Annotated in this window: 21 protein-coding genes; 6 read left to right on the top strand and 15 right to left on the bottom strand. The window is 67.3% G+C overall.

The genetic code is table 11. From position 1 onward, the window contains the following. Positions 1-618: 618 nt before the first annotated feature. Genes rpsN through rpmB form a run of 3 tightly spaced genes read right to left on the bottom strand, consistent with a single transcriptional unit; the run spans position 619 to position 1,332 of the window. Positions 619-924: a 30S ribosomal protein S14 gene (gene rpsN, locus ACFRAH_RS13940; protein ID WP_003798555.1), complete on the bottom strand. Its 306-nt coding sequence runs from the start codon at positions 922-924 to the stop codon at positions 619-621. A 4-nt stretch (positions 925-928) separates the two neighbouring features. Then, positions 929-1,096, bottom strand: coding sequence for a 50S ribosomal protein L33 (gene rpmG, locus ACFRAH_RS13935; RefSeq protein WP_003798558.1), 168 nt, complete (start codon positions 1,094-1,096; stop codon positions 929-931). Continuing rightward, positions 1,096-1,332 carry a 50S ribosomal protein L28 gene (gene rpmB, locus ACFRAH_RS13930; protein ID WP_003798559.1) on the bottom strand — a complete coding sequence of 79 codons (237 nt, stop codon included), beginning with the start codon at positions 1,330-1,332 and terminating at the stop codon, positions 1,096-1,098. Before rpmB ends, rpmG begins: the two co-directional genes overlap by 1 nt. 458 nt (positions 1,333-1,790) lie before the next feature. Here rpmB and ACFRAH_RS13925 point away from each other — a divergent pair, with 458 nt between their 5' ends. From ACFRAH_RS13925 to ACFRAH_RS13915, 3 genes are read left to right on the top strand one after another with little or no spacing between them, the layout of a single operon-like run. After that, positions 1,791-3,281 carry a ferric reductase-like transmembrane domain-containing protein gene (locus ACFRAH_RS13925; protein ID WP_377991475.1) on the top strand — a complete coding sequence of 497 codons (1,491 nt, stop codon included), beginning with the start codon at positions 1,791-1,793 and terminating at the stop codon, positions 3,279-3,281. Further along, positions 3,278-3,802 carry an FMN-binding protein gene (locus ACFRAH_RS13920; protein ID WP_377991474.1) on the top strand — a complete coding sequence of 175 codons (525 nt, stop codon included), beginning with the start codon at positions 3,278-3,280 and terminating at the stop codon, positions 3,800-3,802. Before ACFRAH_RS13925 ends, ACFRAH_RS13920 begins: the two co-directional genes overlap by 4 nt. Beyond that, positions 3,786-4,631 carry an FAD:protein FMN transferase gene (locus ACFRAH_RS13915; RefSeq protein WP_377991473.1) on the top strand — a complete coding sequence of 282 codons (846 nt, stop codon included), beginning with the start codon at positions 3,786-3,788 and terminating at the stop codon, positions 4,629-4,631. Before ACFRAH_RS13920 ends, ACFRAH_RS13915 begins: the two co-directional genes overlap by 17 nt. Positions 4,632-4,668: 37 nt before the next feature. Here ACFRAH_RS13915 and ACFRAH_RS13910 read toward each other — a convergent pair whose 3' ends face one another. Together ACFRAH_RS13910 and ACFRAH_RS13905 are read right to left on the bottom strand one after the other, a co-directional pair. Next, entirely contained in the window at positions 4,669-5,430 is a 762-nt protein-coding gene (locus tag ACFRAH_RS13910; protein WP_377991472.1) for an SGNH/GDSL hydrolase family protein, read from the bottom strand. 79 nt (positions 5,431-5,509) lie between these two features. Then, entirely contained in the window at positions 5,510-5,995 is a 486-nt protein-coding gene (locus ACFRAH_RS13905; protein WP_377991471.1) for a MarR family winged helix-turn-helix transcriptional regulator, read from the bottom strand. A 97-nt stretch (positions 5,996-6,092) separates the two neighbouring features. On the opposite strand from ACFRAH_RS13905, the gene ACFRAH_RS13900 reads away from it, so the two are divergent. Beyond that, positions 6,093-6,377 carry a YciI family protein gene (locus ACFRAH_RS13900; protein WP_377991470.1) on the top strand — a complete coding sequence of 95 codons (285 nt, stop codon included), beginning with the start codon at positions 6,093-6,095 and terminating at the stop codon, positions 6,375-6,377. A 23-nt stretch (positions 6,378-6,400) separates the two neighbouring features. On the opposite strand, the gene ACFRAH_RS13895 is transcribed toward ACFRAH_RS13900, so the two are convergent. The 6 genes from ACFRAH_RS13895 to ACFRAH_RS13870 all read right to left on the bottom strand — a co-directional run bounded on the left by ACFRAH_RS13895 (position 6,401) and on the right by ACFRAH_RS13870 (position 12,690). Beyond that, a complete protein-coding gene (locus ACFRAH_RS13895; protein ID WP_377991469.1) occupies positions 6,401-7,234 on the bottom strand; it encodes an SGNH/GDSL hydrolase family protein in 834 nt (277 codons plus the stop codon). A gap of 161 nt (positions 7,235-7,395) precedes the next feature. Continuing rightward, a complete protein-coding gene (locus ACFRAH_RS13890; RefSeq protein ID WP_377991482.1) occupies positions 7,396-8,400 on the bottom strand; it encodes a siderophore-interacting protein in 1,005 nt (334 codons plus the stop codon). Positions 8,401-8,483: 83 nt separating this feature from the next. Beyond that, the gene (locus ACFRAH_RS13885) at positions 8,484-9,311 is read right to left on the bottom strand and encodes an ABC transporter ATP-binding protein (RefSeq protein ID WP_377991468.1); all 828 of its coding nucleotides are present in this window, start codon (positions 9,309-9,311) and stop codon (positions 8,484-8,486) included. After that, on the bottom strand, positions 9,311-10,429 hold the full coding sequence (locus ACFRAH_RS13880) for a FecCD family ABC transporter permease (RefSeq protein WP_377991481.1): 1,119 nt from the start codon (positions 10,427-10,429) through the stop codon (positions 9,311-9,313). The genes ACFRAH_RS13885 and ACFRAH_RS13880 overlap by 1 nt, the downstream gene beginning before the upstream one ends. Positions 10,430-10,449: 20 nt before the next feature. Continuing rightward, positions 10,450-11,556, bottom strand: a complete 1,107-nt coding sequence (locus ACFRAH_RS13875; protein WP_377991467.1) for a FecCD family ABC transporter permease — start codon at positions 11,554-11,556, stop codon at positions 10,450-10,452. 9 nt (positions 11,557-11,565) lie between these two features. Further along, the gene (locus tag ACFRAH_RS13870) at positions 11,566-12,690 is read right to left on the bottom strand and encodes an iron-siderophore ABC transporter substrate-binding protein (protein ID WP_377991466.1); all 1,125 of its coding nucleotides are present in this window, start codon (positions 12,688-12,690) and stop codon (positions 11,566-11,568) included. Between the two features lie 208 nt (positions 12,691-12,898). Between ACFRAH_RS13870 and ACFRAH_RS13865 the strand changes: the two genes are divergently transcribed. Next, positions 12,899-14,890 carry an MFS transporter gene (locus ACFRAH_RS13865; protein WP_377991465.1) on the top strand — a complete coding sequence of 664 codons (1,992 nt, stop codon included), beginning with the start codon at positions 12,899-12,901 and terminating at the stop codon, positions 14,888-14,890. Further along, positions 14,887-15,435, top strand: coding sequence for a TetR family transcriptional regulator (locus ACFRAH_RS13860; RefSeq protein ID WP_377991464.1), 549 nt, complete (start codon positions 14,887-14,889; stop codon positions 15,433-15,435). Before ACFRAH_RS13865 ends, ACFRAH_RS13860 begins: the two co-directional genes overlap by 4 nt. A gap of 99 nt (positions 15,436-15,534) precedes the next feature. Here ACFRAH_RS13860 and ACFRAH_RS13855 read toward each other — a convergent pair whose 3' ends face one another. From ACFRAH_RS13855 to ACFRAH_RS13840, 4 genes are all read right to left on the bottom strand, one after another. Beyond that, positions 15,535-16,284, bottom strand: coding sequence for a hypothetical protein (locus ACFRAH_RS13855; protein ID WP_377991463.1), 750 nt, complete (start codon positions 16,282-16,284; stop codon positions 15,535-15,537). A gap of 195 nt (positions 16,285-16,479) precedes the next feature. Further along, complete coding sequence (locus ACFRAH_RS13850; RefSeq protein ID WP_377991462.1) at positions 16,480-19,935, bottom strand: ATP-binding protein; 3,456 nt, start codon at positions 19,933-19,935, stop codon at positions 16,480-16,482. After that, entirely contained in the window at positions 19,932-20,804 is an 873-nt protein-coding gene (locus ACFRAH_RS13845; protein ID WP_377991461.1) for a DUF4194 domain-containing protein, read from the bottom strand. Before ACFRAH_RS13845 ends, ACFRAH_RS13850 begins: the two co-directional genes overlap by 4 nt. Then, on the bottom strand, positions 20,797-22,254 hold the full coding sequence (locus ACFRAH_RS13840; protein WP_377991460.1) for a DUF3375 family protein: 1,458 nt from the start codon (positions 22,252-22,254) through the stop codon (positions 20,797-20,799). Before ACFRAH_RS13840 ends, ACFRAH_RS13845 begins: the two co-directional genes overlap by 8 nt. Positions 22,255-22,284 lie beyond the last annotated feature (30 nt).

Below are 22,284 nucleotides of genomic sequence, written 5' to 3'. Positions count from 1 at the left end.
ACAGACACAACCCAACACGACGGAAATAACGCCGCACCAGGCTGCACAAAATTCGAAACCAGCTAAAAACACCAGACCACACCACGGAGGCGGCACGGCCCGGCAATTCAACCAATTCAACAAAAAATCGGTATCAATAAACTTGGCACACTATTGAGTTCTCAAACAACAGACACACCCGGCACCACCCAAACCAAACATTCAGGATCGCTCCGGAGCAACTTTTCAAACTTACCCGACCCCGCAAAGCTTTGCAAATCAGCGTTTCCGCGATCACCGCTTTCAGGAAGGCCCCCGCCCCGTCCACAGCACACCGCTAAGCGCACCATTTTCCAGGCCATTTGAAAGGGGGTCGGTCGCTATCTTTCCGCATCAGCGGCGGCGACTCGAAAGACTCTACACGCCCCGGAACGCCCACGCAAATTGGCCGCGGAACGGGTTAAAACCGCGGCATTTCGCGGCCAATGGCGGGCGATGGGCCGAAAGCCGGCCGATCGCCGTCGTAAGTCCATTCTGTGTGGTGCATCACGTGGGCAGAAAGGCCGTTAAACGCAAAGGAGGGCCGGCAACCATGTGGTTGCCGGCCCTCCTCAAGCAGCTGGAATCAGCGGTGCTGGATTACCAGGAAGACTTGGTGATGCCCGGGAGCTCACCGCGGTGAGCCATGTCGCGGAAGCGAACACGGGAGATACCGAACTTCTGGAAGGTACCGCGCGGACGGCCGTCGATGATGTCGCGGTTACGCAGACGGATCGGGGAGGCGTTGCGGGGCAGCTTCTGCAGGCCGAGGCGTGCAGCTTCGCGTGCTTCGTCAGTCGCGTTCGGGTCAACCAGGGTCTTCTTCAGCTCGAGGCGCTTTGCAGCGTAACGCTCAACGATGACCTTGCGCTGCTCGTTGCGAGCAATCTTGGACTTCTTAGCCATGTGTTTAGCGCTCCTCTCGGAATTCGACGTGCTGGCGGATCTTGGGGTCGTACTTCTTCAGGACCAGGCGGTCCGGATCGTTACGACGGTTCTTACGGGTTACGTAGGTGTAACCCGTGCCCGCGGTCGACTTGAGCTTGATGATCGGACGTACGTCCTTGTCCTTTGCCACTAGAGCTTCACTCCTCGCGCCAGGATGTCGGCGACGACAACGTCGATGCCGCGTACGTCGATGGTCTTGATGCCCTTTGCAGAGACCTGCAGAGTGACATTACGGCGCAGGGACGGAACCCAGTAGCGCTTCTTCTGGATGTTCGGGTCGAACCGGCGCTTGTTGCGGCGGTGCGAGTGCGAAATGCTGTGTCCAAAGCCCGGCTCGGCTCCGGTCACCTGGCAGTGTGCTGCCATGACGACTCTCCTCTGAAAAATGAATGAAACGGCGGGCAGACTTCTGCCCGTGCGGCAGGCGGCGTCCGGATCCAGCCTCACCCATCCCGCAGGTGACAAACACCGGCGAACCGGGCTACTGCTGCGGAATTACGATGAGCCACGGACACCTGGCAATGGAAACCACTGCGAAGTGCCGGGATACTGGGCGAATACAGGAATGCACGCAACTTGAGCCCCTAACTGCCGGCCTCCGGAACTGTAAATACTGCCTACAGCCGCCGCAAACCGGAGCAATTGCACACGCTCCGCGCCACCTAGCGCCAACCAAGTCTACGAGACACGCGAATTAAAGACCAATCGGGCGGGAAAGGGTGTATAAAGCCCCCGCGCCCCCGGCTGCAGAAGTTTCTTCAAGTCATATCCGGAAAGAAGGCTCTTCACAGCAAAGCCATAGGCTCGGAGCGGAATCTTGAGCCATGAACACACAGCTCCTGCCCTCCCCTAGGACCGACACCGGGACCGGGACCGGGACCGGGACCACAGTGCCTCCGGTCCACGGGCCTGCTCCGGTCCGGGACACCGGACGCTTCGCCGGCCGGCACCGGCGCAGGCTCCTCCGCGCCGACGCCCTGACGGTAGCGGCATGGTCCTCACTGGCCGCTTCGGTTGCGCTCTGGCTTGCCGACGGCGGCCTGACGGCGGCTTCCTCGCCTGCCGGCCTGCTCACCGCACTAGGCATTGTCGCCGGCCTTGCCGGCATGGACCTGGTGCTGCTCATGCTTTTGCTGGCGGCCCGGATTCCTTTCATCGACGGCGCTGTGGGGCACGACCGGGCGCTCGAATTCCACCGGAAGCTGGGGAAACCCTCGCTGTACTTGCTGCTTGCCCACGGCCTGCTTATCGCGGTGGGCTACGGCATGGCAGAGGGGCTCGACCCTGTCAGCGAAGCCGTGGCGCTCTGGGTGCTGGTGCCCGACATGTGGCTCGCGTTCGTCTCCCTGGCCCTCTTTATTGCGGTGGTGGTCACGTCCCTGGTGGCGGTCCGACGGCGCTTCCCTTACGAATTCTGGTACGCCGTGCACCTGCTCACCTATGCCGCCGTGCTCACCTCGCTGCCGCACCAGTTCAGCGTGGGCGGTCTCTTCGCGGAAGGGACCTGGCAGCGTTGGTACTGGCTCGCCATCTGCATCGCCACCGGCGCCGCCTTGCTGTACTACCGCGTCATCCAGCCCGTACGGGCAACCTTCAGGCACCAGCTCACGGTTGAACGAGTCACGTCTGTAGCCCCCGGGGTGGTCAACATCGAAATGAGCGGCCTGCAGCTCGGATCGCTGGCCGGCAACGGTGGGCGGTTCTTCATCTGGCGCTTCCTCGCCCCTGGACTGTGGTGGCATCCGCATCCGTTCAGCCTGTCGGCCGAGCCGGTACGGACCGGGCCTGATGGGCACGGCAGGCTGAGGATCACGGTCCGCGACCTTGGTCGCGGCTCGGCCCAGCTTCTCAGGCTGCGGCGCGGAACGAAGGTGGCCGTCGAGGGGCCCTATGGACTCTTCAGCTCCGCAGCACGCAGCAAGGACCGCGTGGTCATGATCGGCGCCGGAATCGGCATCACGCCTTTGCGGGCCCTCCTGGAAACCACCCCCTTCGCTCCCGGCCAGGCGACGGTCCTGCTCCGCGGGCACAGCAACCAGGAGCTCTACCTGGGCGAGGAAATCCTCGAACTGTGCCGGCAGCGCGGCGCGACACTCTTCCATCTGACCGGCGGACGGGACCCGGGCTCACCTGACAGCTGGCTTCCGGCCGCCGAGCACCGGGCCGGCTACAGCCTGGCGGACTACGTCCCGGAAATCGGTTCCGCCGATGTTTACGTGTGCGGGCCCTCGAGGTGGGCAGGCAATGTCCTGAACGCCGCCCGTGCCGCGGGCGTCCATGAAGATCAGCTCCATCACGAAAGGTTCGACTGGTGAGAATCAGAGCAGCAGTTTCAGCCGCCTTGGCTTCGGCCGGCATCCTCCTGGTCGGCTGGCAATCAGGCGTCCACGTGGCCGATACTCGCAGCGCGCTGGCGGCCGCCGCGACGGGAAACCAGGCCGCGGGAACCACGGACGGCACAACGTCGTCGGGATCATCAGCGGCGTCCGGGGCGACGGGCAGCGCGGGAGCGACGGGCACATCCGGCGCGGCGGGAGCCGCCGGTGCGGCGGCCAAGGCCGGCGGCACGTACGACGGCGACGTGGTCCAGACCCGCTTCGGTACCGTGCAGGTGCAGATCACCGTCAAGTCCGGGCAGATCACCGACGTCGCGGCCCTGAAACTCACCGACGCCGAGGGCCGGTCCGTGCAGATCAGCAATTACGCCGCCCCGATTCTCCGCAGCGAGGTACTGCAGGCGCAGTCCGCCGACGTGCAGACCGTGGGCGGCGCCACCGTGACCAGCGACGCGTACCTCACCTCCCTCCAGGCAGCCCTCGATGCAGCAAACCTCTGAAACCACGCACCGGCTCCGGGCCCGGACGTTCACCTGCATGGGGACGGTCATCAGCCTGACAGTTCCGACGGAGGCCCATAAAGCACCCCAGGCAGCGGCGGATGAACTGGCAGCGGCGACCGCCGTCGTCGAACGCCTGTTCACTGAACTGGACAGCATCTTCAGCCTTTACCGCGCCGATTCGGAAGCGAGCCGGCTGATGCGCGGAGAACTCTCGCTGCCGGCGGCATCGGCGGAAATGCGGGCGCGGTACGAGGAGGCGGCCGGATGGAGGCTCCTCACCGAGGGTGCATTCACGCCGGAGCGCCCGGACGGGGCGCTGGACCTCTCCGGGATCGTCAAGGGGCACGCGATCAGGGAAGCCGGCATGTCGCTGCTGGCGCTCGGCATGGCCAACTGGTGCCTGAACGCCGGCGGGGACGTGCTGGTCAGCGGCTCCCCCCATCCCGGCAGCGATGCGCCCTGGCGGGCGGGAATCGTTGACCCGGCGGACCGCAGGACCCTGCTGGCGGGATTCCCGCTGGGCGGGCTCCCGCTTGGCGGGTATCCGTCGGGTGAAAAGACGGCCGACGGCGGGACCCCGGCCGCGCTGGCGACCTCCGGTTCCGCTGAGCGCGGGGACCATATCTGGAGCGCCACGGCCCGGGCAGCGGAATTCCTGCAGGTCTCCGTCGCGGCAGCGGATGTAGTGACGGCTGATGTGCTCGCGACCGCGATCGTGGCCGGCGGGATTCCCATGCTCAACCGGGCCACTGCCATGTGGGACATCGAGGCGCTGGCCGTCCGTGCAAATGGTGAGCTGCTGGCGACGGGCGGGTTCCGGCGATAACTCGGGACCAGCCGCCTCTGATCCGGCGGAGCGCGCGCTAGAGCCGGGTGAGCCGGGCGTACCTGGGCTGGAGGCTGTCGCCGGAAGACTTGCCCGTGACCCGCCGGACCACCCACGGCGCCGCGAATTCCCGGACCCATTGGGCGTTGGCACGTAACGCCTCAGCCTTGCTGAGCTCGGGCACGGGGGTCATCGGCGGCACCTCGATGGAATGCTCATGTTCGAGGACCGTCAGGACGCGCCTGGCCATGTTGGCGTGGCCGGCGGCGGACATGTGCATCCGGTCCCTGGCCCACATGCCCCAGTCGTAGTATTCGTTGAAGCGCCAGTAGTCCACCAGCAGGGCGCCGTGGTCCCCGGCAATGCCCCGCACCAGCTCGTTGTAGATGGCCGTACGCCCCCGCATGGTTCCGAAGACCTTGGAGCCCCGCGCGTCGAAGCCCGTGAACAGCACCACCGTGGCGCCGGTGGCGGTGAGCTTTCCGACGGCTTTCTCGTAGTCTGCGAGCAGGTCGTCGATGTCGATCCTGGGCCGGAGAATGTCGTTGGCGCCGGCGTAGAGGGACACCAAGGTGGGATTGAGGGCGATGGCGGCGTCCACCTGCTCGGCCAGGATCTGGCGCAGCTTGCGGCCGCGGATGGCCAGGTTGGCGTAGCCGAAGCCGGGGTCCGCGGCGGCCAGTTGCTCAGCGACCCGGTCAGCCCAGCCGCGGACCCCGTTGGGCCGTGTCGGGTCGTCGTCGCCCACGCCCTCTGTGAAGGAGTCTCCGAGGGCAACGTAGCGGGCCGTGAAATCCATGGGAGCAAGTCTGCCACCCGTTGCCGGGAGCAACCAAGACATGCAAGTGCGGTCCTGCTGCCGGGGGCTGCTTCTGCCGTTAGTGCTGCCGCTCGCGGAGGATCCAGTGATTGCTGTCCAGACGGGCCACAATCTTTTCGCCGATGCGTGCAAGGTCCCCAACATCCCGCTCGCTCAGGGCGTCGAGGAACAGCGAGCGCACGGATTCGACGTGGCCCGGCGCCAGTTCCACGATGGTGGCCATGCCCTCTTCGGTGAGGTGCGCCGTGGTGACGCGGGCGTCGCCGGGATGCGGCCGGCGTTCCACCCAGCCGCGGTTCTGGAGTTTGGTGACCACATGGGAGAGCCGCGAGAGTGAGGCGCTGGTCCGTGCGGCCAGCTCGCTCATCGGCAGGAAGCGCCCTTCCGCCTCGGAGAGCATCGCCAGCACGTTGTAGTCGAACAGCGACACCTTGCCTGCGGCATGCAGCTGGGTATCGAGCGACGCGGGCAGCATGGTGTTGATGCTCAGCAGGGCAAGCCATGCCCGGCGTTCATTGTCGTTGAGCCAGCGCGGTTCAGTCATTACTCCATCCTAGGAGAACTGACGCTTGACGGTTCAAGGCCGGTTCCGGCCACGGCGAGTCGCCGGGCGGCAACGCACTGGCGGTAGGCTGGCGGTCATGTACGTAGTTTCCCTGACCTACAAAGTTGCCCAGGAGATCGTGGACCAACACGTGGATGCCCACATGGACTGGCTGAACGATGCCTTTGACCAGGGCATCTTCATTGTCTCCGGCCGCAAGGTTCCGCGCACAGGCGGAGTGCTGCTCTCCAGGTCCGACCGGCCCACACTCGACGAGTCCTTGGCCAAGGATCCGTTCAACGTGCACGGCATTGCCGACTTCGACGTCGTGGAATTCGCTGCCGCCCGCACGGCGCCGGGGTTCGAGAACCTGCTGGACTAGATCCCTACTGACCAGGCGCGCGGTTAACGTGCCGGTGGCTCCATCAGCTTTTTCAGTCCGCCTTTCCGCGGCACCTTCACCGGCTGGGGCCAGCGGGGACTAAGGTTGTCGCCCAGTGTGACGCCCCGAAGCTTGCGTCCAAACAGCGGCAGCACCCAGTCATTTACCCAGCGCCGCTGTCGCCGTTCCCAGTCGCGGAGCGTCACCCTGGCCGGCGGCTCCCACTCCTTCAGGCTGATCTTGTGCGGCACCCCCAGGTGGTCCAGGACCTGGGCCGCGAGGTATTTGTGGCCGGTCTTGGACATGTGCAGCCGGTCGGTGTCCCACATCCGGCGGTCATGGAATGCCTCGAAGCACCAGTAGTCCACGAGGACGGCCCCGTACTTGGCGGCCAGCTCCCGGACTCGCCGGTTATACAGGGTGTTCCGCTTCTTCAGCGGTTCAAGCACCGCGGACACTTTGACGTCGAACCCGGTGAACAGGACCAGGGTGGCGCCGGTGGCCGCCAGCCGGGCCACTAATTCCTCGTACTGGGCCAGGAGCGCGTCCATGTCGGTGCCGAAGTCAAGGATGTCGTTGCCGCCGGCGTAGAGGGTGATCAGCGTGGGCTCCATAGCGAGTGCCTGCTCCAGCTGTTCATCCACGATGTGGCGCAGGCGCTTGCTCCTGATTGCGAGGTTGGCGTAGTGCCAGCCGGGTTCTGCCTTGGCGAGTTTCTCCGCCACCCGGTCAGCCCAGCCGCGTACACCGTTGGGCAGCTTGGAACTCCGGTCGCCGACGCCTTCCGTAAAAGAGTCCCCCAAGGCAACGAAGACGAGCCGCCTGCCCCGGTCCGGAAGCGATGGAGAGACACCCACCCGGACAAGGTACACAGGCAGGGCAACAGCCAGGGAAACCGAAGATGAACGACGGCGGGTCCTTCCCCCGGGTGGTCGGCCTGAGGAAGCGTCGGGGTACAGGCGACAGGACCTGAGGAAGCGTCGGGGTACAGGCGGCAGGACCTGAGGAAGCGTCGGGGTCAGAGCTCGGCTTTGCCCTGGCGCCAGTACCCCATGAACGCCACCTGCTTCCGGTCGATCCCGACGTCGCGCACCAGGTAGCGGCGCATCTCCTTGATGACCCCGGCCTCCCCGGCGATCCACGCGTAGAACGGCAGGGCGCCGGCGGGCTTGTCCGGGTTCTTCGTGGCGCTGACGGCGGCAGCATCGAGCCGGGCCGGGGTTTCCCAGAGAATCTCCTGGTCCACGTTCACGTCATCGGGCTCCGGGCCGGCGGCTTCGGCGGACTTGATGCCCACCCAGCCCGGCACGGGGACGGCCGACCGCACCGCTTCCCGGAGGAGTTCGCCGTGCGGCCGGGACCTGCCGATCGAGGCGCCGCGTGCCAGCCAGGTGATTTCGATGTCTGCCGCTGTCTCCAGGTCCAGGAAGTCCCCGGCCTCCGGCACTTCCAGGAAGGCATGCCCGGTCATGTAGCCGGGCAGGCTTTCGAGAATGGCGCTGATCGCGGGGACGGCCGTCTCGTCGCCGGCCAGGAGCACCCGCCCGGCCAGGCCGGGCCGCCATTCGATGCCCGAGTACGTCTCCGCCGTGACGCAGTGCGCGGCGCGGTTGTTGGGCCCGATCAGGGTGAGGGTGTCGCCCGGCCTGGCCGTCAGCGCCCAGTTCGCCGCCGGGCCGCCGTTGCCGTCGGCGTCGAAGTGCATCACGAAGTCGACGTCGATCTCCGGGTACACAGCGTCCAGCCGGGCCTGCCGGACAGTGTACGTGCGCATGGAGCCGCGGGTGGCCGGGTCCATGGCCAGCCACTCCTGGTACCACCCGCTCTCCTCCATGCGGAACTTCGGCAGCGGAAGCCGGCTGCCGTCCGGCGCCAGTGAGGGGATCATGAGCTTGATGCGGAGGTCCAGGCTGTCGCCGTGGACGCCGAAGTCGCGGAGTGAATACCCGCCGAACGTCACGCGCCGGAAGTTCGGGCTGAGCTCCTGCACGGCGGAGACGGTGACATCGAACGCGAGCGTCATCGGCTCGGTGGCCAGGCCGCGGCGGTCCGGCACAGAGGTGGTGCGGGCGGGACCGTTCTGTACTGCGCTGCTGTGTACTGCACTCATGAGGCCCTCTCCAGGGTCGTCGTCGGAACTTTTGGGTCTGCGTGGTGCCTGCCGAGCGGGATGATCAGCGGGGTGCCGGTGACCGGATCCGGCACCACCCGGGATTCCAGTCCGAAAACGTGCCGGACCAGTTCCTCGGTAATCACGCCGGACGACGAGCCCTCGGCCACGATGCGCCCGCCCTTCATGGCGATGACATGGTCCGCGTACCTCGCGGCGAGGTTGAGGTCGTGCAGCACGATCGCCACGGTGCTGCCACGCTGCCGGTTCAGGTCGGTGACCAGGTCCAGCACCTCGACCTGGTGGGCAAGGTCCAGGTAGGTGGTGGGCTCGTCGAGCAGCAGCACCTCCGTTTCCTGGGCGAGCGCCATGGCAATCCACACCCGCTGGCGCTGGCCGCCGGAGAGTTCGTCGACGTTCCGCCCGGCGAGCTCCAGCGTTTCGGTCGCTTCCAGCGCACGCTGCACCGCGGCGTCGTCCTTCTCCGACCAGCTGCGGAAGAAGCCCTGGTGCGGGTACCGCCCGCGGCCCACCAGGTCACGGACGGTGATGCCGTCCGGCGCCGTCGGGTGCTGCGGAAGCAGGCCGAGGGTGCGGGCCAGCTCACGCGCCGGGCGCAAGTGGATGTCCTTGCCGTCAAGCGTGACCGTGCCGCCGGCAGGCTTCAGGAGCCGGGACAGGCCGCGCAACAGCGTGGATTTACCGCAGGCGTTGGCACCCACGATCATGGTCACCCTGCCTTCGGGGATCTCCGCCGTCAGGTTTTCCACGACCCGCCGCTGGTCGTACTGCAGAGTGAGGTCCCGGGCGTGCAGAACAGCCATCAGGCATCCTTTCGGTTGGACGTGACCAGAAGCCACAGCAGGAACGGGGCACCGAGGGCGCCGGTGACGACGCCGACCGGCAGGACGGTGCCGCCCAGCAGCAGCGGGGCGATATTGGCGGCGAAGTAATCCGCCGCCAGGACAATCAGGGCGCCCACCAGGGCCGACGCCGGGAGGCTGGGGCGGCCGGTGAACCGGCGCGCGATGGGGCCGGCGAGGAAGGCGACGAACGCTACTGGCCCGGCAGCCGCCGTCGCCACTGCGGCGAGCGCGACGGCGGTGAGCACCAGACCCAGCCGGGTGGCACCGACCCGGACGCCAAGCCCGGCAGCGGCGTCGTCCCCCAGTTCGAGGATGCGCAGCGGTCCGGCCAGCACAGCGGCAGCCGGAACCAGGAGCAGCAGCGCCAGGGCCAGCACCCCCGCACGCTCCCAGCTGGCGGAGTTCAGCGACCCGTTCATCCAGATCAGCGCCTCGGCGGCAGTGCGGATGTCTGCCCGGGTCATGAGGAAGCTGACCATGGCATGCAGCGCGGCGGCGATGCCGACGCCGGAGAGAATAAGCCGGCTGCCGGCGGCGTTCCCGCGGCTGCCGCCTCCGGAGCCCAGGGAACCGCCGCGGGAGATGCCGTAAATCAGCGCTGCCACGGCCATGGCGCCGCCGAGGGCAGCGCCGGACACCACAGCTCCGGAGGCACCGAATACCACGATGGCCAGGACAGCCGCGGCGCTGGCTCCGTAGCTGATGCCGATCACGTCAGGACTGGCCAGCGGGTTGCGGAGCATGGTCTGGAACAGCGCGCCCGAAAGTCCGAACGCCAGGCCGACCAGCGTGCCGATGACGGCCCGCGGCAGCTTGGCTTCCATCACGATGAAGCTGGCGCCGGGGATCTTTTCGCCGCCGGTGAAGTGGGCGGCGAGGATTTTGAAGAAGTCGGGGATGGTCACGGTGTAGCTGCCCAGCAGGATGCTGGCGGCCAACAGAAGCACGACGCCGGCGGCCAGTACCGCTGTCCGGTTCAGTGGGCGCGGGCTCAGCAGGCGCCGGTTCGAAGCGCGAACGGACACTTGTGGCCCCGGATCGGGCTCATTGAGGGCCTTATCTGTACGTTCGCGCATCGTGGTGCTCACGTCGGAGGTCACAGGCCTGCCCCCTTGCCGCGGCGGACCAGCCAGACGAAGACCGGCGCCCCGATCAGGGCGGTCATGATGCCGGCCGGGACCTCGCCGGGAAGCAGGATGACCCGGCCAACGACGTCGGACACCAGCAGCAGCGCCGGTGCGAGCACGGCGGAGAACGGCAGGATCCAGCGGTAGTCGGGCCCGGTCAGGGAGCGGACGGCGTGCGGCACGACGAGGCCGACGAACCCGATGGGTCCGGCCAGCGCCGTCGCCGATCCGCACAGCAGGACGATGCCCAGCGCCGTGACGGCCCGGGCCAGGCCGACGTTCTGGCCCAGCCCGCGGGCCACGTCGTCGCCGAGCGCCAGGCTGTTGAGGACCCGACCGGCCAGGAGCACGATCAGCGCCCCCGCGGCGAGGAACGGCAGGCCGGGCAGCACCACGGACCAGTCGCGCCCCGCAATGCCGCCCACCTGCCAGAAGCGGAAGCGGTCCAGGGTGTCCTGGCTGGAGACCAGGATGACGTTCATCAGGGAAAACAGCCCGGCGCTGAGAGCGGCACCCGCGAGGGCGAGCTTGACCGGCGTCGCGCCGTCCCGGCCCATGGAGGCAATGAGGTAAACGACGACGGCGGCAGCAGCCGCGCCGATGAAGGCAAACCAGATGTAGCCGGTCAGCGAGGAGATGCCGAAGACGTAGATGCCGGTGACGACTGCCAGCGCGGCGCCGGCGTTGACGCCGATGATGCCCGGGTCGGCCAGCGGGTTGCGCGCCACGCCCTGCATCGCGGCGCCGGCCAGTCCCAGCGCCGCACCTGCGAGCAGGCCCAGCACGGTCCTCGGGATCCGGGCGTGCACCACGGCGTGGTCGCCGTCCGCAGGGTTGAACTGGGTCAGGGCCTGCCACACGGTTTCGAGGGACAGTCCGCGGGCCCCCACGGCCAGCGACGCACCGCAGACAACAGCAAGCACGACGACGGCGGCGAGCAGCCAGGCGGGCTGATTGCCTTTTCCTGTGCGGGTCCCGGCGCGAACGTACAGTTGTGGCCCTTTAGCCGCGGCCTCAGGGGCCGCAAGTGTACGTTCGCGCTCCCCGGAGGAGGCCGTCGTCGTGCTTGGTGTCATGGCTGGTAGTTACTTGGCGGCTGCGTCAGCGCCGGCTGCGAGCTGCGGCAGGAACGTGTTCAGGGCCCACGGCAGGCTCAGCGGGGACGACGCGGAAATCGCCAGTGTCAGGGTGTTGTCCGAGTCTGCAACCAGGGCGCCCTTCTTGACGGCCGGGATCTGGCTCAGCAGGGGATCCTTGATGATCTGGTCCTTGGTCTTGGCATCCGGAACCCAGGTCACGAAGACGTCGGAGTCCAGCTCGTTGGCCTTCTCGGCGGACCATGCGGTGAAGAACTCCTTGGAGCCCTTGGACTTCTCCTCCACAACGGCGGCCGGCTTCATGCCGATTTCGCTCAGGAAGCGCGGGCGGTTGTCGGCGGCGAGGTAGACGTTCACGCCGTCGCCCTTGGCCGGCTCCAGGTTGCCGTAGATGAAGGTCTTGCCCGTGATCTGCGGGTACTTGGCTGCCTCGGCCTTGATGGTGGCCTCGGTGTCGGCAACGAGCTTCTCCGCTTCGGCGGTCTTGCCGAGGGCCTTGCCGATCAGGGTAGTGGCTTCCTGCCACGGAGTGCCGTAGGCGAGCTCGGGCTGGGCCACGACAGGCGCGATTTCGCTGAGCTTCTTGTAGTCGGCGGCTTCGAGGCCGGAGTAGGCCGCCAGGATGACGTCCGGGTTGAGCTTGGCGATCTCGGTGAAGTTGACGCCGTCGGCCTCGGAAAACTGGACCGGGGCCTTGTCGCTGCCGAACGAGGCACCCAGCTTCTCGAGGGCGGCGTCCTTCCATGGTGTGGAGCCCTTGCCGTTGTTGCCCCACTCGTTCTTCGGGACGCCAACGGGAACCACGCCGAGCGCGAGGGCGATGTCGTCATTGACCCACGAGATGGTGACAACGCGCTTGGGCTGTTCCTTGATGGTGGTTTCGCCGAAGACGTTCTTGATGGCTACCGGGAACTGGGCGCTCGCGGAAGCCGAAGTGCCGGTGTCCGCGGACGACGAGGCCGGGCCGGTGGAGCAGGCGGCCAGGGAAAGCGCCGCGGCGGCGAGAACGGCGGTGGCCTTGGCGGCGGTCTTGAGCAGGGAGCGGCGCGTTGTGCCGGCGGCAGCAGGGCCGGCGATGACAGCCTGCCGGCCGGGGAAGAGGGGGGAAGTCACGGAACTCCTTAGGTGAATGAAGCAAACCTAAGTAAGGCTAGCCTATCCTTCTCCAGATTACGAAAGGTTTGCGTCACGTAATTGCCCGGAGTGGCCAGACTAACGCCGTTTCCCCTTGCCAGCCAAGGGTGAACAATGGTTCACTCGATGGAGTAAACGCCCGTTCACCCCCTGTCCGGGCAACCCTCCCTCCAAAGGCCTGCCGCACATGACAGCACCCCCCGCCCCGAAACCAGTCCGCAGTCCGTCAGCCATCATCGCGGTCCTGGCACTCAGCGGCACGCTCGTGGCCCTCATGCAGACGCTGGTGGTGCCGCTGCTGCCTGATTTCCCGCGGATCCTCGCGGTTACTCCCGACGATGCATCCTGGCTCGTGACCGCTACGCTCCTCGCGAGTGCCGTCGCCACCCCGATCGTCTCCCGCAGCGCCGACATGTATGGCAAGCGGAAGATGATGGTCATCTGCCTGGCCATCATGGTGGCGGGATCGGTCATGGCCGCGCTGGGCGGGACGTTCCTGTGGCTCATCATCGGGCGGGCACTTCAAGGGTTTTCCGCGTCACTGATCCCGGTGGGCATCAGCATCATGCGCGACGAACTGCCCAAGGAAAAGATGGGCTCCGCAGTCGCACTCATGAGCGCAACCCTGGGCATCGGCAGCGCCATGGGCCTTCCACTCGCCGGCCTGCTCTACGAAAGCCTCGGCTGGACATCGATCTTCTGGGTCTCCGCGGCCGCCGGCACGCTGCTGCTGCTCGCCGTCGTCCTGGTAGTTCCGGAATCCAAGGTGCGCACTCCCGGCCGTTTCGACTACGCGGGCGCGCTGGTGCTCTCCGCGGCGCTGGGATCGCTGCTGCTGGCCATTTCCAAGGGCGGCGCCTGGGGCTGGGGCTCGGAACCCGTGCTGCTGCTGTTCCTCGCGGCCGCACTGCTGCTGGCCGTCTGGATTCCGTATGAGCTCAGGGTGGGCCAGCCCATGGTGGATCTTCGCACCACGGCGCGGCGGCCTGTCCTGATGACCAACCTGGCATCGCTGCTCATCGGCTTCGCGATGTTCGCCAACATGCTCCTCACCACACAGCAGCTGCAGCTTCCCCACGCCACCGGCTACGGCTTTGAACTGAACGTCATCACGGCCGGCCTCTGCATGGTGCCGTCCGGCCTGGCCATGGTGGTGTTCGCCCCGGTGTCCGGCGGCATCATCCGGCGCTTCGGCGGCAGGTCAGCACTGATGGCGGGCGCGGGCGTAATGATCGTCGGGTACGTGGGCCGGGTGTTCTTCTACGACTCCATCACCTGGGTGATCATCGGCTCCACGGTAGTGAGCGTGGGCACTGCCATCGCTTATGCCGCCATGCCAACGCTGATCATGGGTGCCGTCCCGATCACGGAGACCGCCTCCGCCAACGGCCTGAACAGCCTGGTCCGCTCCATCGGCACGTCCACCTCCAGCGCAGCCGTCGCCGCTGTACTCACCTCGGTCACCATCCCGCTCGGCGCCGCCCGGCTGCCCTCCTTTGACGCCTTCAGGGACGTGTTCTGGATGGCCGCGCTGGCGTCAGTTGCCTCCGTTATCGCCACCATCTTCATTCCCCGCGTCACCACCCACCGCCCGGCCGCGCCGGCTGCAGCGGAACTCGTGGTGCAGGGGCGCGTCCTGGCACCCGACCACCGCCCCCTCACTCCCGCCGTCGTCACCGTCCTCCAGACGGAGGGCGAGCCGGTGGACTGGAGCCGCGTCGACACCGAAGGCAACTATTCGGTGGCCCTGCCGGGCGCAGGGAAGTACCTCGTGGTGGCCAACGCCGCGGGCTGGGCACCGATGGCTGAGGTCTTCGACTTCGACGGCCGAACGCTGAAGCAGAACTTCCTCCTCCACGAGCGGCTGGACATCACCGGCCGGGCGGCCGTCGGCGGCGAACCCGTGGCCGGCGCCGTGGTGACGCTGCTGCACGCCACCGGCGAGCACGTGGATACCGCCAGGACGGACGACGACGGCGTGTACACACTTCCGCTGCCCGCCGCCGGACGCTACATAGTGACTATGCTTCATCCCGTGACTCATCAAGCCGTGGCGCGCAAGCTCGCCGTCGACAACCGGTCCGTGACCGTGGATCTTTCAGCCGAACAGCCCGCGGAAGGGAGCAGGACGGGACGAAGAAGCGCAGCCCACACCGGCGGCGAACCGGTGCGGACATGAGCAGCCCCAGCCAGGAGTCCATCCTCACCGCGGCGGGCCGGCTGTTCGGCGAGCGGGGCTACCGGGCCGTGACGGTCCGGGACATCGCCGCCGAGGCCGGGGTGTCGGCGGCGCTGGTGATGAAACTGTTCATCACCAAGGCGAAGCTGTTCGCCGCGGTGCAGCCGGACGAGTCGCTGCTCACCGAGCTGAGCGTTCCGGCCTCGGAGCTCGGCGGCGCCCTCGTCTTCCGCGTCCTGATGCGCCGGGAACGCGGCATGCAGGAACCCTGGGCCATTATTCCGATCAACGTCCACGATGCCCCGGATCCCGAGGCGGCGCGGAACGAGCTGCGGGAACGCTATGTCAGCAGCATTGCAAAGCTCATCGGGGACGCGACGCCGGACCGCCGCTATGCATCGACGGTCACCGCGCTGATGACCGGCTTCGGCGAAACCGTGCGGACGCTGGGACTTTTCGACGGCTGGGACTTTGACGAGCTGGTGGCCTATTACGGGGGGATCGTGCAGGCCCAGATCGACGCCTGCACGGCCGCACACTCCTAACTCACGACGCTCCCCCACCTCCCGTCGCCCAGACATCAACGCTCCCGCACATGAATGTGCAGGAGCGTTGGTGAATTTGCTGCGGGAACTGAGAGAGGGTCAGTTGTAGGAGATGCTCAGCAGCAGCGCCTTGAGGGCCTGCCCCTCGGCGCCTGCCAGCCAGGACTTGGCCGCGGCGTCGCTGGCGAAGGGCTTCTCGATGAACTGCACGTCGGCCAGGATGACGCCGTTCCCGGTGCGGATGATGCCGTCGAGCGCGGATCCCGGCCCTGGCTTGGGGGCTCCGGCCGCCAGGTGCATGCGGTAGGTCGCGTTGCTGTCCATCCGGTCCACGTAGAACGCGTAGTGCGCGGCCGGCGCAGGCTGTCCCGCGAGGCCGGGAACCGGTGCGGATTCGAAGACGGTGCGGGTCACCGGGTGGGAGACGCCGTCGGCGATCTTTCCGGCGTACACCGTGGCCTGCCTGGTTCCGCTGGCGTCGATGACCGTCGCCGTGGCGGACTCCGACGGTGATCCGCCGCCGGTGAAGAGCTCAACCTTCCAGTCGGCCGGGTACTTGAAGGACACGTGCCCGTTCGGGAAGGTGTACGCCTTCAGCCCGGCAGGTGCCGGAGCGGACGACGGCGTGGTCCCCGGCGAGGCTGCACCGCCGGCGCCGCCCCCGGCAGAAGCTGAAGGGCCCGGCGAAGCCGATGACGGTGCAGTAGCGGATGCCGTCGCAGAGGATGACGGCGAGGCGGCCGGCGAGGACGTCGAGGGATTTGCCGACACCATGGCCCCGCAGCCGGCCAGCGAGAGGGCGGCGGCGGCAAGGGCAGTGACGACGGGGGCGCGGAACGCAGGGCGCATGATGGTGCCTTTCGAAAATGACGCCGTCAAGCTCGCAGGGGCTGCTCTGCCCGCCGCATGGGAGTGTCCGTGACCCTGCGGAGCGTTTGGCGAAGACTGGTGGAGTCACCACAGTGGCATGCCGAAACAGCCCGCCACTAGGGCCAGCGCAATAAATCCATCGATTTGTTATAAACCGGACCGAAGCGTTAGAGACTAACGCAACACGATATCTACCGGATTCGCCTCGGACCGCCACTGCCCCGCCGTCCCCGGTTTCGGGGTGATAACGGGGGCGGTGAGCACGCCGGACCGGTTGGTCCGCCTGTCCCGCAGGATCTCCGTGACAGAGCCCAGGTGCCGGGACAGGTCGATGACGTTCTCGGGTGCTGCCAGCAGCAGCTGGAAACCGAACTCGTGCAGCGCCTTGATCCCCGCGCCGGCGAATTCCTCGGAAGCCAGCACGAACGCCTCGTCCATCATGACCGTGCCGTAGGTGGTGAAGCCCTGCTCGGCGATGCCCAGCTGGTAGCTGAGCGCCGCAGCCATAATGAACGCGGTGAACCGCTGGCGCTCACCGCCCGACATCGAGCCGGTATCGGCATGCATGAACACTTCCGTCCGCTTGCCGCCCTTCTTCCCGGCCGGCGCGTCCACTTCCCGGTGCTCCTTGCACTGGATGAAAAGGTGTCCGCGGACGTCCAGCACCTCGGCCCGCCAGCGCCGGTCCTCGGGAGTCTGCGATCCCAGCCGCTTCACCAGCGTCTCCAGTGACTTGTAGCGGGCGGTCAGTTCGGCGTCGTCGTTCTGGCCCGCGTGCGGGGTTTCGGCCTTGGCGTGCCGGGTGTGCCGGGTCTTCAGCGCGGCCTGGATGGCGTCCTTGAACTGCTTGGCCGTGGCGGGCAGGGTCTGCTTGATGTCGAGTTCCAGGTAACTGCCCTCGTGGAAATTCACCTCGGACAGGATCCCGTTCAGCGGCAGGATCCTGCTGGTGATGGAGCGGCGCTCCTCGTCCAGCAGGTGGAGCAGGGTGCTGAACGACTCGTGCGTGCGCTGGTTGAAGAACTGCCGGAACTCGGCCTCCTGCGCGGGCAGCCCGTCATTGATGATCGCGTGGTAGCGGGCCTCGAACTCGCCGACGGCGCCGATGGAGGTGCCGTGGTCGGCCGAAATGGCGGTGCCCCAGTCGCGGACGAAGCCTTCGAAGATCCGCGTGAGCCGCTCCGACGTGGCCTGCGCACGGGACTCTGCACCGTGCAGGTCGCCGAGCAGCTGGGTCCGCACCCGGCCGGCGAGGTTGTCCAGCTCGTGCATTTCCGTGACGTCGCCGAATTCGGCGAAGTACGGCGCCAGCGCCGCGGCGGTGGAGTCCGACGGCGGAGCCTGGCTCAGGCGGGTGCGTGCGGCTTCCAGCAGTGTATCGGAGGCCGTCAGCTGCTGGTCCAGCGCCTTGTATTCGCTCTGCAGCACCGCGGCGGCCTCGGTGCTGGACTGGTGCCTCTGGCGTGCCGCCTCGATGTTGGCGCGGAGCGGTTCGAGGTCAGCCTGGGCGGCAAGGGCGTCCTTGAGCCGCTGTTCAATCCTGCCAAGCTCATCCGCCGCGACCGAAGCCGAGACCTGTTCCCAGGGGCGGTCGTCCTCGGCCACCCTGCGCAGTGCCTCCAGCTGCCGGGACATCCCCTGGTGTGATTCCTCGCGGCTTTGGGCCAGTTCCGCTGCCTTGGCCAGTTCCTGGCGCAGGTCCTCCGCCTGCCCTGCCACGAGCTCCAGCTTGGAGGCGTTGTCGAACCCGAGGACGTAGTCCTGCCGGCTGGTGAACCGGTCGTCCTTCTCCACGGTGTGCCGGTTGCGTTTGACCACGCCGCCGAGGCTCAGGCCCTTGTCCAGCGCGGCCAGCTCGTCGGGGTCCTCCACGCACGGGTACGCGAAGTCGAGCGCGATCCGCTCACGGATCCAGACCCCGTGATCGGCGTTTGTCCCGGTGGTGAGGATGTCCAGCTTGGTGAGCAGGTCGCCGTCGGCCACGTCCTCCACGGCGAGCGCCGCGCCGGCGAGCGGCTTGGACACGTCCACCGCGCGCAAAGCGCCGCGGATGGTGTTGCCGTTGAGGTAGCGGGTGACTGCTGCGAAGTGCTCGCCCGGCACCAGCAGCGTGGTGGCCAGGTTTCGCAGGGCGCGCTCAGCCGCGGGGCGCCACTGCTCCTGCCCCTCGGCCAGGTCGATCAGCTCGCCGCCGAACGGCATCTGTTCCTCGGGAATGCCCGTGGCCGCCGCAATTGCGGCACGGTTCTCGATGCTCGACGGCGGCAGCAGCGACTTGCGCGTTTTCAGCGACACAAGCTCCTGCTCGGCCGCGGCAAGCTCACGCTTCTTTGTGGCGTGGGCATCGAAGGCCTCAAAGCGCAGCTCCTGCAGGGCCGCCGAATCGTCCTTCAGCTCCGCCGAGCGGGCAGCGGCCTGTTCGTGGGCCTGCTCCCAGCCCTCGGCGGTCCAGTCCAGGTCAAGGCCGGCGTCCGCGAGCGCCTGCCGGGCCGCTTCCTCCACCTGCTGGCGGAGCTTCAGGCCCACCCGGGCGTTTTCCAGTGACTGCTCGATCGAGGAGATGGCGTTGCCGCCCTGGTTGTTGTAGTCCGCCTCCAGCTGCCGGAGCTCCTTGGCCAGGCCGTCGCGCACCCCGCGTTCCGCTGCGAGCTCCTTGGCTTTGGCCTGGGCGAGCGCCTTGAAGCGGGCGAGCGTCTTCTCGTGCACCGTGACAGCCAGCTGTTGCCGGTAGGCCTCGAACTCCTCGCCCGCGAGCTCACGGAGCCGGTTCGCATCCAGCAGTGACTGCGCGTACTCCCTGTTCAGGCCCGGTACCGGGGCCAGCTGGTCGCGCTGCTGCCGGACGTCCTCCAGGCGCTGCCGGATGGACATGAGGTTGCTGAACTCCTCGACCACATCGTCCGCCGCGGCCAGCGTCGCCGGGGAGTCCAGCACCTGGTCGCGGAAGAAGGTGTTCACGCTGCCGCCGAGGCCCTTGCCGGCCTGGATGACGCGGAGCAGGGGCAGCGCCTGGTCCGAGTTGATGCCCAGGAGCCGGCGGAAGCGCTCCGCGAACGCCTTGTGCACGTCAAAGACCTGGGCATCCGGGAAGATGTTTTCCAGCCCCGCCCTGGTGAAGCGCTTCTCGGCGATGTCCTCGATGGCGGACAGGTCCAGCGGGCTGTTGTCGATCACATAGTACCGGCCGACGCTCGACTCCGTGCCGTTCTTGGGCAGGTCAAACAGCGCCGACACCGTCACCCGGGCGCCCGCCGCGTTGTCGAACGTCAGGGCGACGGCGGACCAGGTGGCGCCGGGGCGCTGGAACGCACTGGCCGAGCCCTCGCCAACGGCCTTGTCCCCTACCTTGCCGCGCATGTACGTGAACGTGGTCCGCTTGTCCTCCACGGCCCCCGAGCGCTGTGCCGCGGCCTCGTTCGAGCGCGGCCGGGCGTCGAACACCCGGAGTATGGCGTCGAACAGCGTCGACTTGCCCACGCCCGAGTTGCCGGTCAGCAGCGTGCCGTTGCGGTCCACATGCATGGTGTGGGCGCCGTGGAACGTCCCCCAGTTGACCACCTGCACCAGGGCCAGGCGCATCTGCCCCGGGTTGACGACGTCGCCCAGCGGAAGCATGCTCGCAATACTCACTTGGCCATACCTTCTTCGTTAGCCGTGGTCACCTTCGACTCCGCAGCCGCTACGTCGGCAGGCACGTCACCTTCCGATTCATCCTCAGGCTCATCATCCGAACGAACCGGACCGTCGCCGTCGCCGTCGAGCTCCAGCATTGCTTCGGTGCCTGTGGGGTCTGCCGTGGCGGCTACTAGGGCTTCGATTTGGGCGGGGATGTCGCCTATGTTGTCGAAGGGGAGGGCCAGGGGCAGGGCGTTGGAGATGGTGTAGACGTCGTCCAGGCCGGTGGTGAGCAGGAGCTGGCGGGCGAGGAGCTTGGTGATTGCCCGGTTTACCACGTCCGAGTCGCGCAGGGCGTCCTGCTGGCCGGCCGGCTGGTAGTGGGCCACGAGTTCGGCGATTTCCTCGCGGGTGATGGTGGGGTCCGTCTGCGCCGTGACGTGGCGGTCAAGCAGGAGCCGCAGGCGCAGCAGCACGATCGTCTCCACCCGGCTCAGGGCACGCTGCTGGCGCAGGATGCTGGACCGGGCACTGCCGCCGATCGCGTCGGGGTCCACGGGGCGCAGCACCGCGATCTTACGCTCGTGGTCCAGCTGCAGCGTGAGGAACAGTTCGGACAGGCGGCTGCGCAGGATCAGCTGGTTGTCCAGCAGCGTTGTCCAGAGCTTTTCGTCCCGGCCGCCGTCGACATAAGGCCCCTTCAGCAGCTTTACGAGCGCCTGGCGCACCTTCATAGGAAGCACGCCGGTGTCACCGGGGAAGAGCGCGGCACCGTCCACAAAGGTGTCGCGGGGGCTGACGCCTGCTGTGAATGAGTTTGTGTGGGTTTCGGCAGGCTCAGCCGGCGGCGTCGTGGCGTCCGCCGTCGTAATCTCTTCAGTCATCGCTATCCTTCTTGAGCGTTACCACCGGCAGGTACGCCTTGCGGGTGGTGCCGTCTATCTGTTCGAAGTCGAGGGCCTCCCACGCCAGCTGGTCAAAGTCGGCGCCGGTGTGGAGTGCGTGTGAGAGGAGCGCCCGGATGGAGTTGATGTGCTGCTCCTCCGGCGGGAGCTGCTCCCACGCCTCGGCGAGGGTGGCGGCGCCGGCCGCCGCGGTGCGGATCGACTCCGGCCTGGCCTTGGCGGTCCGGGGCGAGCGGACCCGGTCCGAGTCGCTGAAGGCGATGGGGTCGGCGAGTTTGGGCGGGGCAGCGAACTCGTCCGGGTCGAACAGCTTGACCATGGAGAGCGATTCGAACCCGGCGTTGAACAGCACCGGACCGCGGACCAAACCCGGGCGTTCGCGCTCGTAGGGCATGGACCGGATCGCCTGCTCCGCCTCCCGCAACACCTTGCGGAGCCGCACCGACTGGCGGAAATCGTCGCTTTGGACGTAGGTGTTCAGGCTTTCGCTGAGCTTGCCGTAAATGCGCTGGATCTGGCTGTGCTGCTGCCGGAGCTCCGCCACCAGGTTTTTCAGTGTCTCCCGGTCTTCCGGCGAAAGGTCGTCCGCGAACTGGCGGCTGAGCACCTCGCCGATAGCGGAGCGGAAGCGCAGCTGCTGCTGCGGGTCCTCAAGGAAGGCGGTGAAGGAACGGAAGGTCCTGCCCTCCGGGCTCTGGCGCAGGCGCTTGTCCGCCTCGAGAACATGGGCCATGGTGGCACCCTTGGTCAGGGATTCCTCGATGATCTGGTTGCGGAGCCCACCCACCAGCTCCTCGATCCGGTCACGCATTTTCTTGTAGTCCGCGGGCAGGCTGGCCGCGAGGTCCAGGATGTTGCCGGCCGCCTCCACTGCCTGTTCGTCGTCGAGCAGGCCGTCGAAGTCGCCGGAGCTGATGTCCTGGATCAGCTGCTGCCGTTCCCCGATCTCCTCCTCCAGCGCCTCCAGCCGGGCGCTCTGATCCGGGTTGGTCTCGTTGGCAAGCTTCTCCACGTCGCCCAGGAGTGTGCCCAGCCGGGAACCGTTGAGCGTGGACCTGTCGCTGGAAAGGCTGTCCAGGAAGGCCAGCACGCGGGCCGCCGGCTCGGTGACCTCGTACACGATCTGCCCCGACTGGTTCCGGCGCGTCAGGAACTGCTTGCGGGTCCACTCATCGCCGAAGGACTTCCCGTTGGCGTGGCCGCCCAGCCCCGGGTCCTGGCGCCGCAGCTGCTCAAGGAAGGAGTCGACGTCGGCATGGAACTCTTCCAGCGGAAGCTGCGGCCGGGTGCGGGTAAAGGATGCCTGCAGGACGGCGATCACCCACGGGGCGGAACGGGTGAGAGCCCATGCCGGCCCCTTGGTGAGGAGCTCAAGGTCCCGGAGCCTGGCGTTGATCGCGTCCGCAGAGGACGTGGCGGACCGGGGCACACACTCTCCTTAGCGGCTGGGGGATGGTCT

This window comes from Arthrobacter sp. NPDC056727 (assembly GCF_042790555.1).
Classification (GTDB): Bacteria; Actinomycetota; Actinomycetes; order Actinomycetales; family Micrococcaceae; genus Arthrobacter.
This window is presented reverse-complemented; position numbering and strand designations above follow the sequence as displayed.

Bases quoted from the DNA above. Each gene is read 5' to 3' on its own strand.
- rpsN (WP_003798555.1), bottom strand. From the start codon at position 924: ATGGCTAAGAAGTCCAAGATTGCTCGCAACGAGCAGCGCAAGGTCATC.
- rpmB (WP_003798559.1), bottom strand. From the start codon at position 1,332: ATGGCAGCACACTGCCAGGTGACCGGAGCCGAGCCGGGCTTTGGACAC.
- ACFRAH_RS13925 (WP_377991475.1), top strand. From the start codon at position 1,791: ATGAACACACAGCTCCTGCCCTCCCCTAGGACCGACACCGGGACCGGG.
- ACFRAH_RS13915 (WP_377991473.1), top strand. From the start codon at position 3,786: ATGCAGCAAACCTCTGAAACCACGCACCGGCTCCGGGCCCGGACGTTC.
- ACFRAH_RS13910 (WP_377991472.1), bottom strand. From the start codon at position 5,430: ATGGATTTCACGGCCCGCTACGTTGCCCTCGGAGACTCCTTCACAGAG.
- ACFRAH_RS13905 (WP_377991471.1), bottom strand. From the start codon at position 5,995: ATGACTGAACCGCGCTGGCTCAACGACAATGAACGCCGGGCATGGCTT.
- ACFRAH_RS13900 (WP_377991470.1), top strand. From the start codon at position 6,093: ATGTACGTAGTTTCCCTGACCTACAAAGTTGCCCAGGAGATCGTGGAC.
- ACFRAH_RS13890 (WP_377991482.1), bottom strand. From the start codon at position 8,400: ATGACGCTCGCGTTCGATGTCACCGTCTCCGCCGTGCAGGAGCTCAGC.
- ACFRAH_RS13885 (WP_377991468.1), bottom strand. From the start codon at position 9,311: ATGGCTGTTCTGCACGCCCGGGACCTCACTCTGCAGTACGACCAGCGG.
- ACFRAH_RS13880 (WP_377991481.1), bottom strand. From the start codon at position 10,429: ATGCGCGAACGTACAGATAAGGCCCTCAATGAGCCCGATCCGGGGCCA.
- ACFRAH_RS13875 (WP_377991467.1), bottom strand. From the start codon at position 11,556: ATGACACCAAGCACGACGACGGCCTCCTCCGGGGAGCGCGAACGTACA.
- ACFRAH_RS13865 (WP_377991465.1), top strand. From the start codon at position 12,899: ATGACAGCACCCCCCGCCCCGAAACCAGTCCGCAGTCCGTCAGCCATC.
- ACFRAH_RS13860 (WP_377991464.1), top strand. From the start codon at position 14,887: ATGAGCAGCCCCAGCCAGGAGTCCATCCTCACCGCGGCGGGCCGGCTG.
- ACFRAH_RS13855 (WP_377991463.1), bottom strand. From the start codon at position 16,284: ATGCGCCCTGCGTTCCGCGCCCCCGTCGTCACTGCCCTTGCCGCCGCC.
- ACFRAH_RS13845 (WP_377991461.1), bottom strand. From the start codon at position 20,804: ATGACTGAAGAGATTACGACGGCGGACGCCACGACGCCGCCGGCTGAG.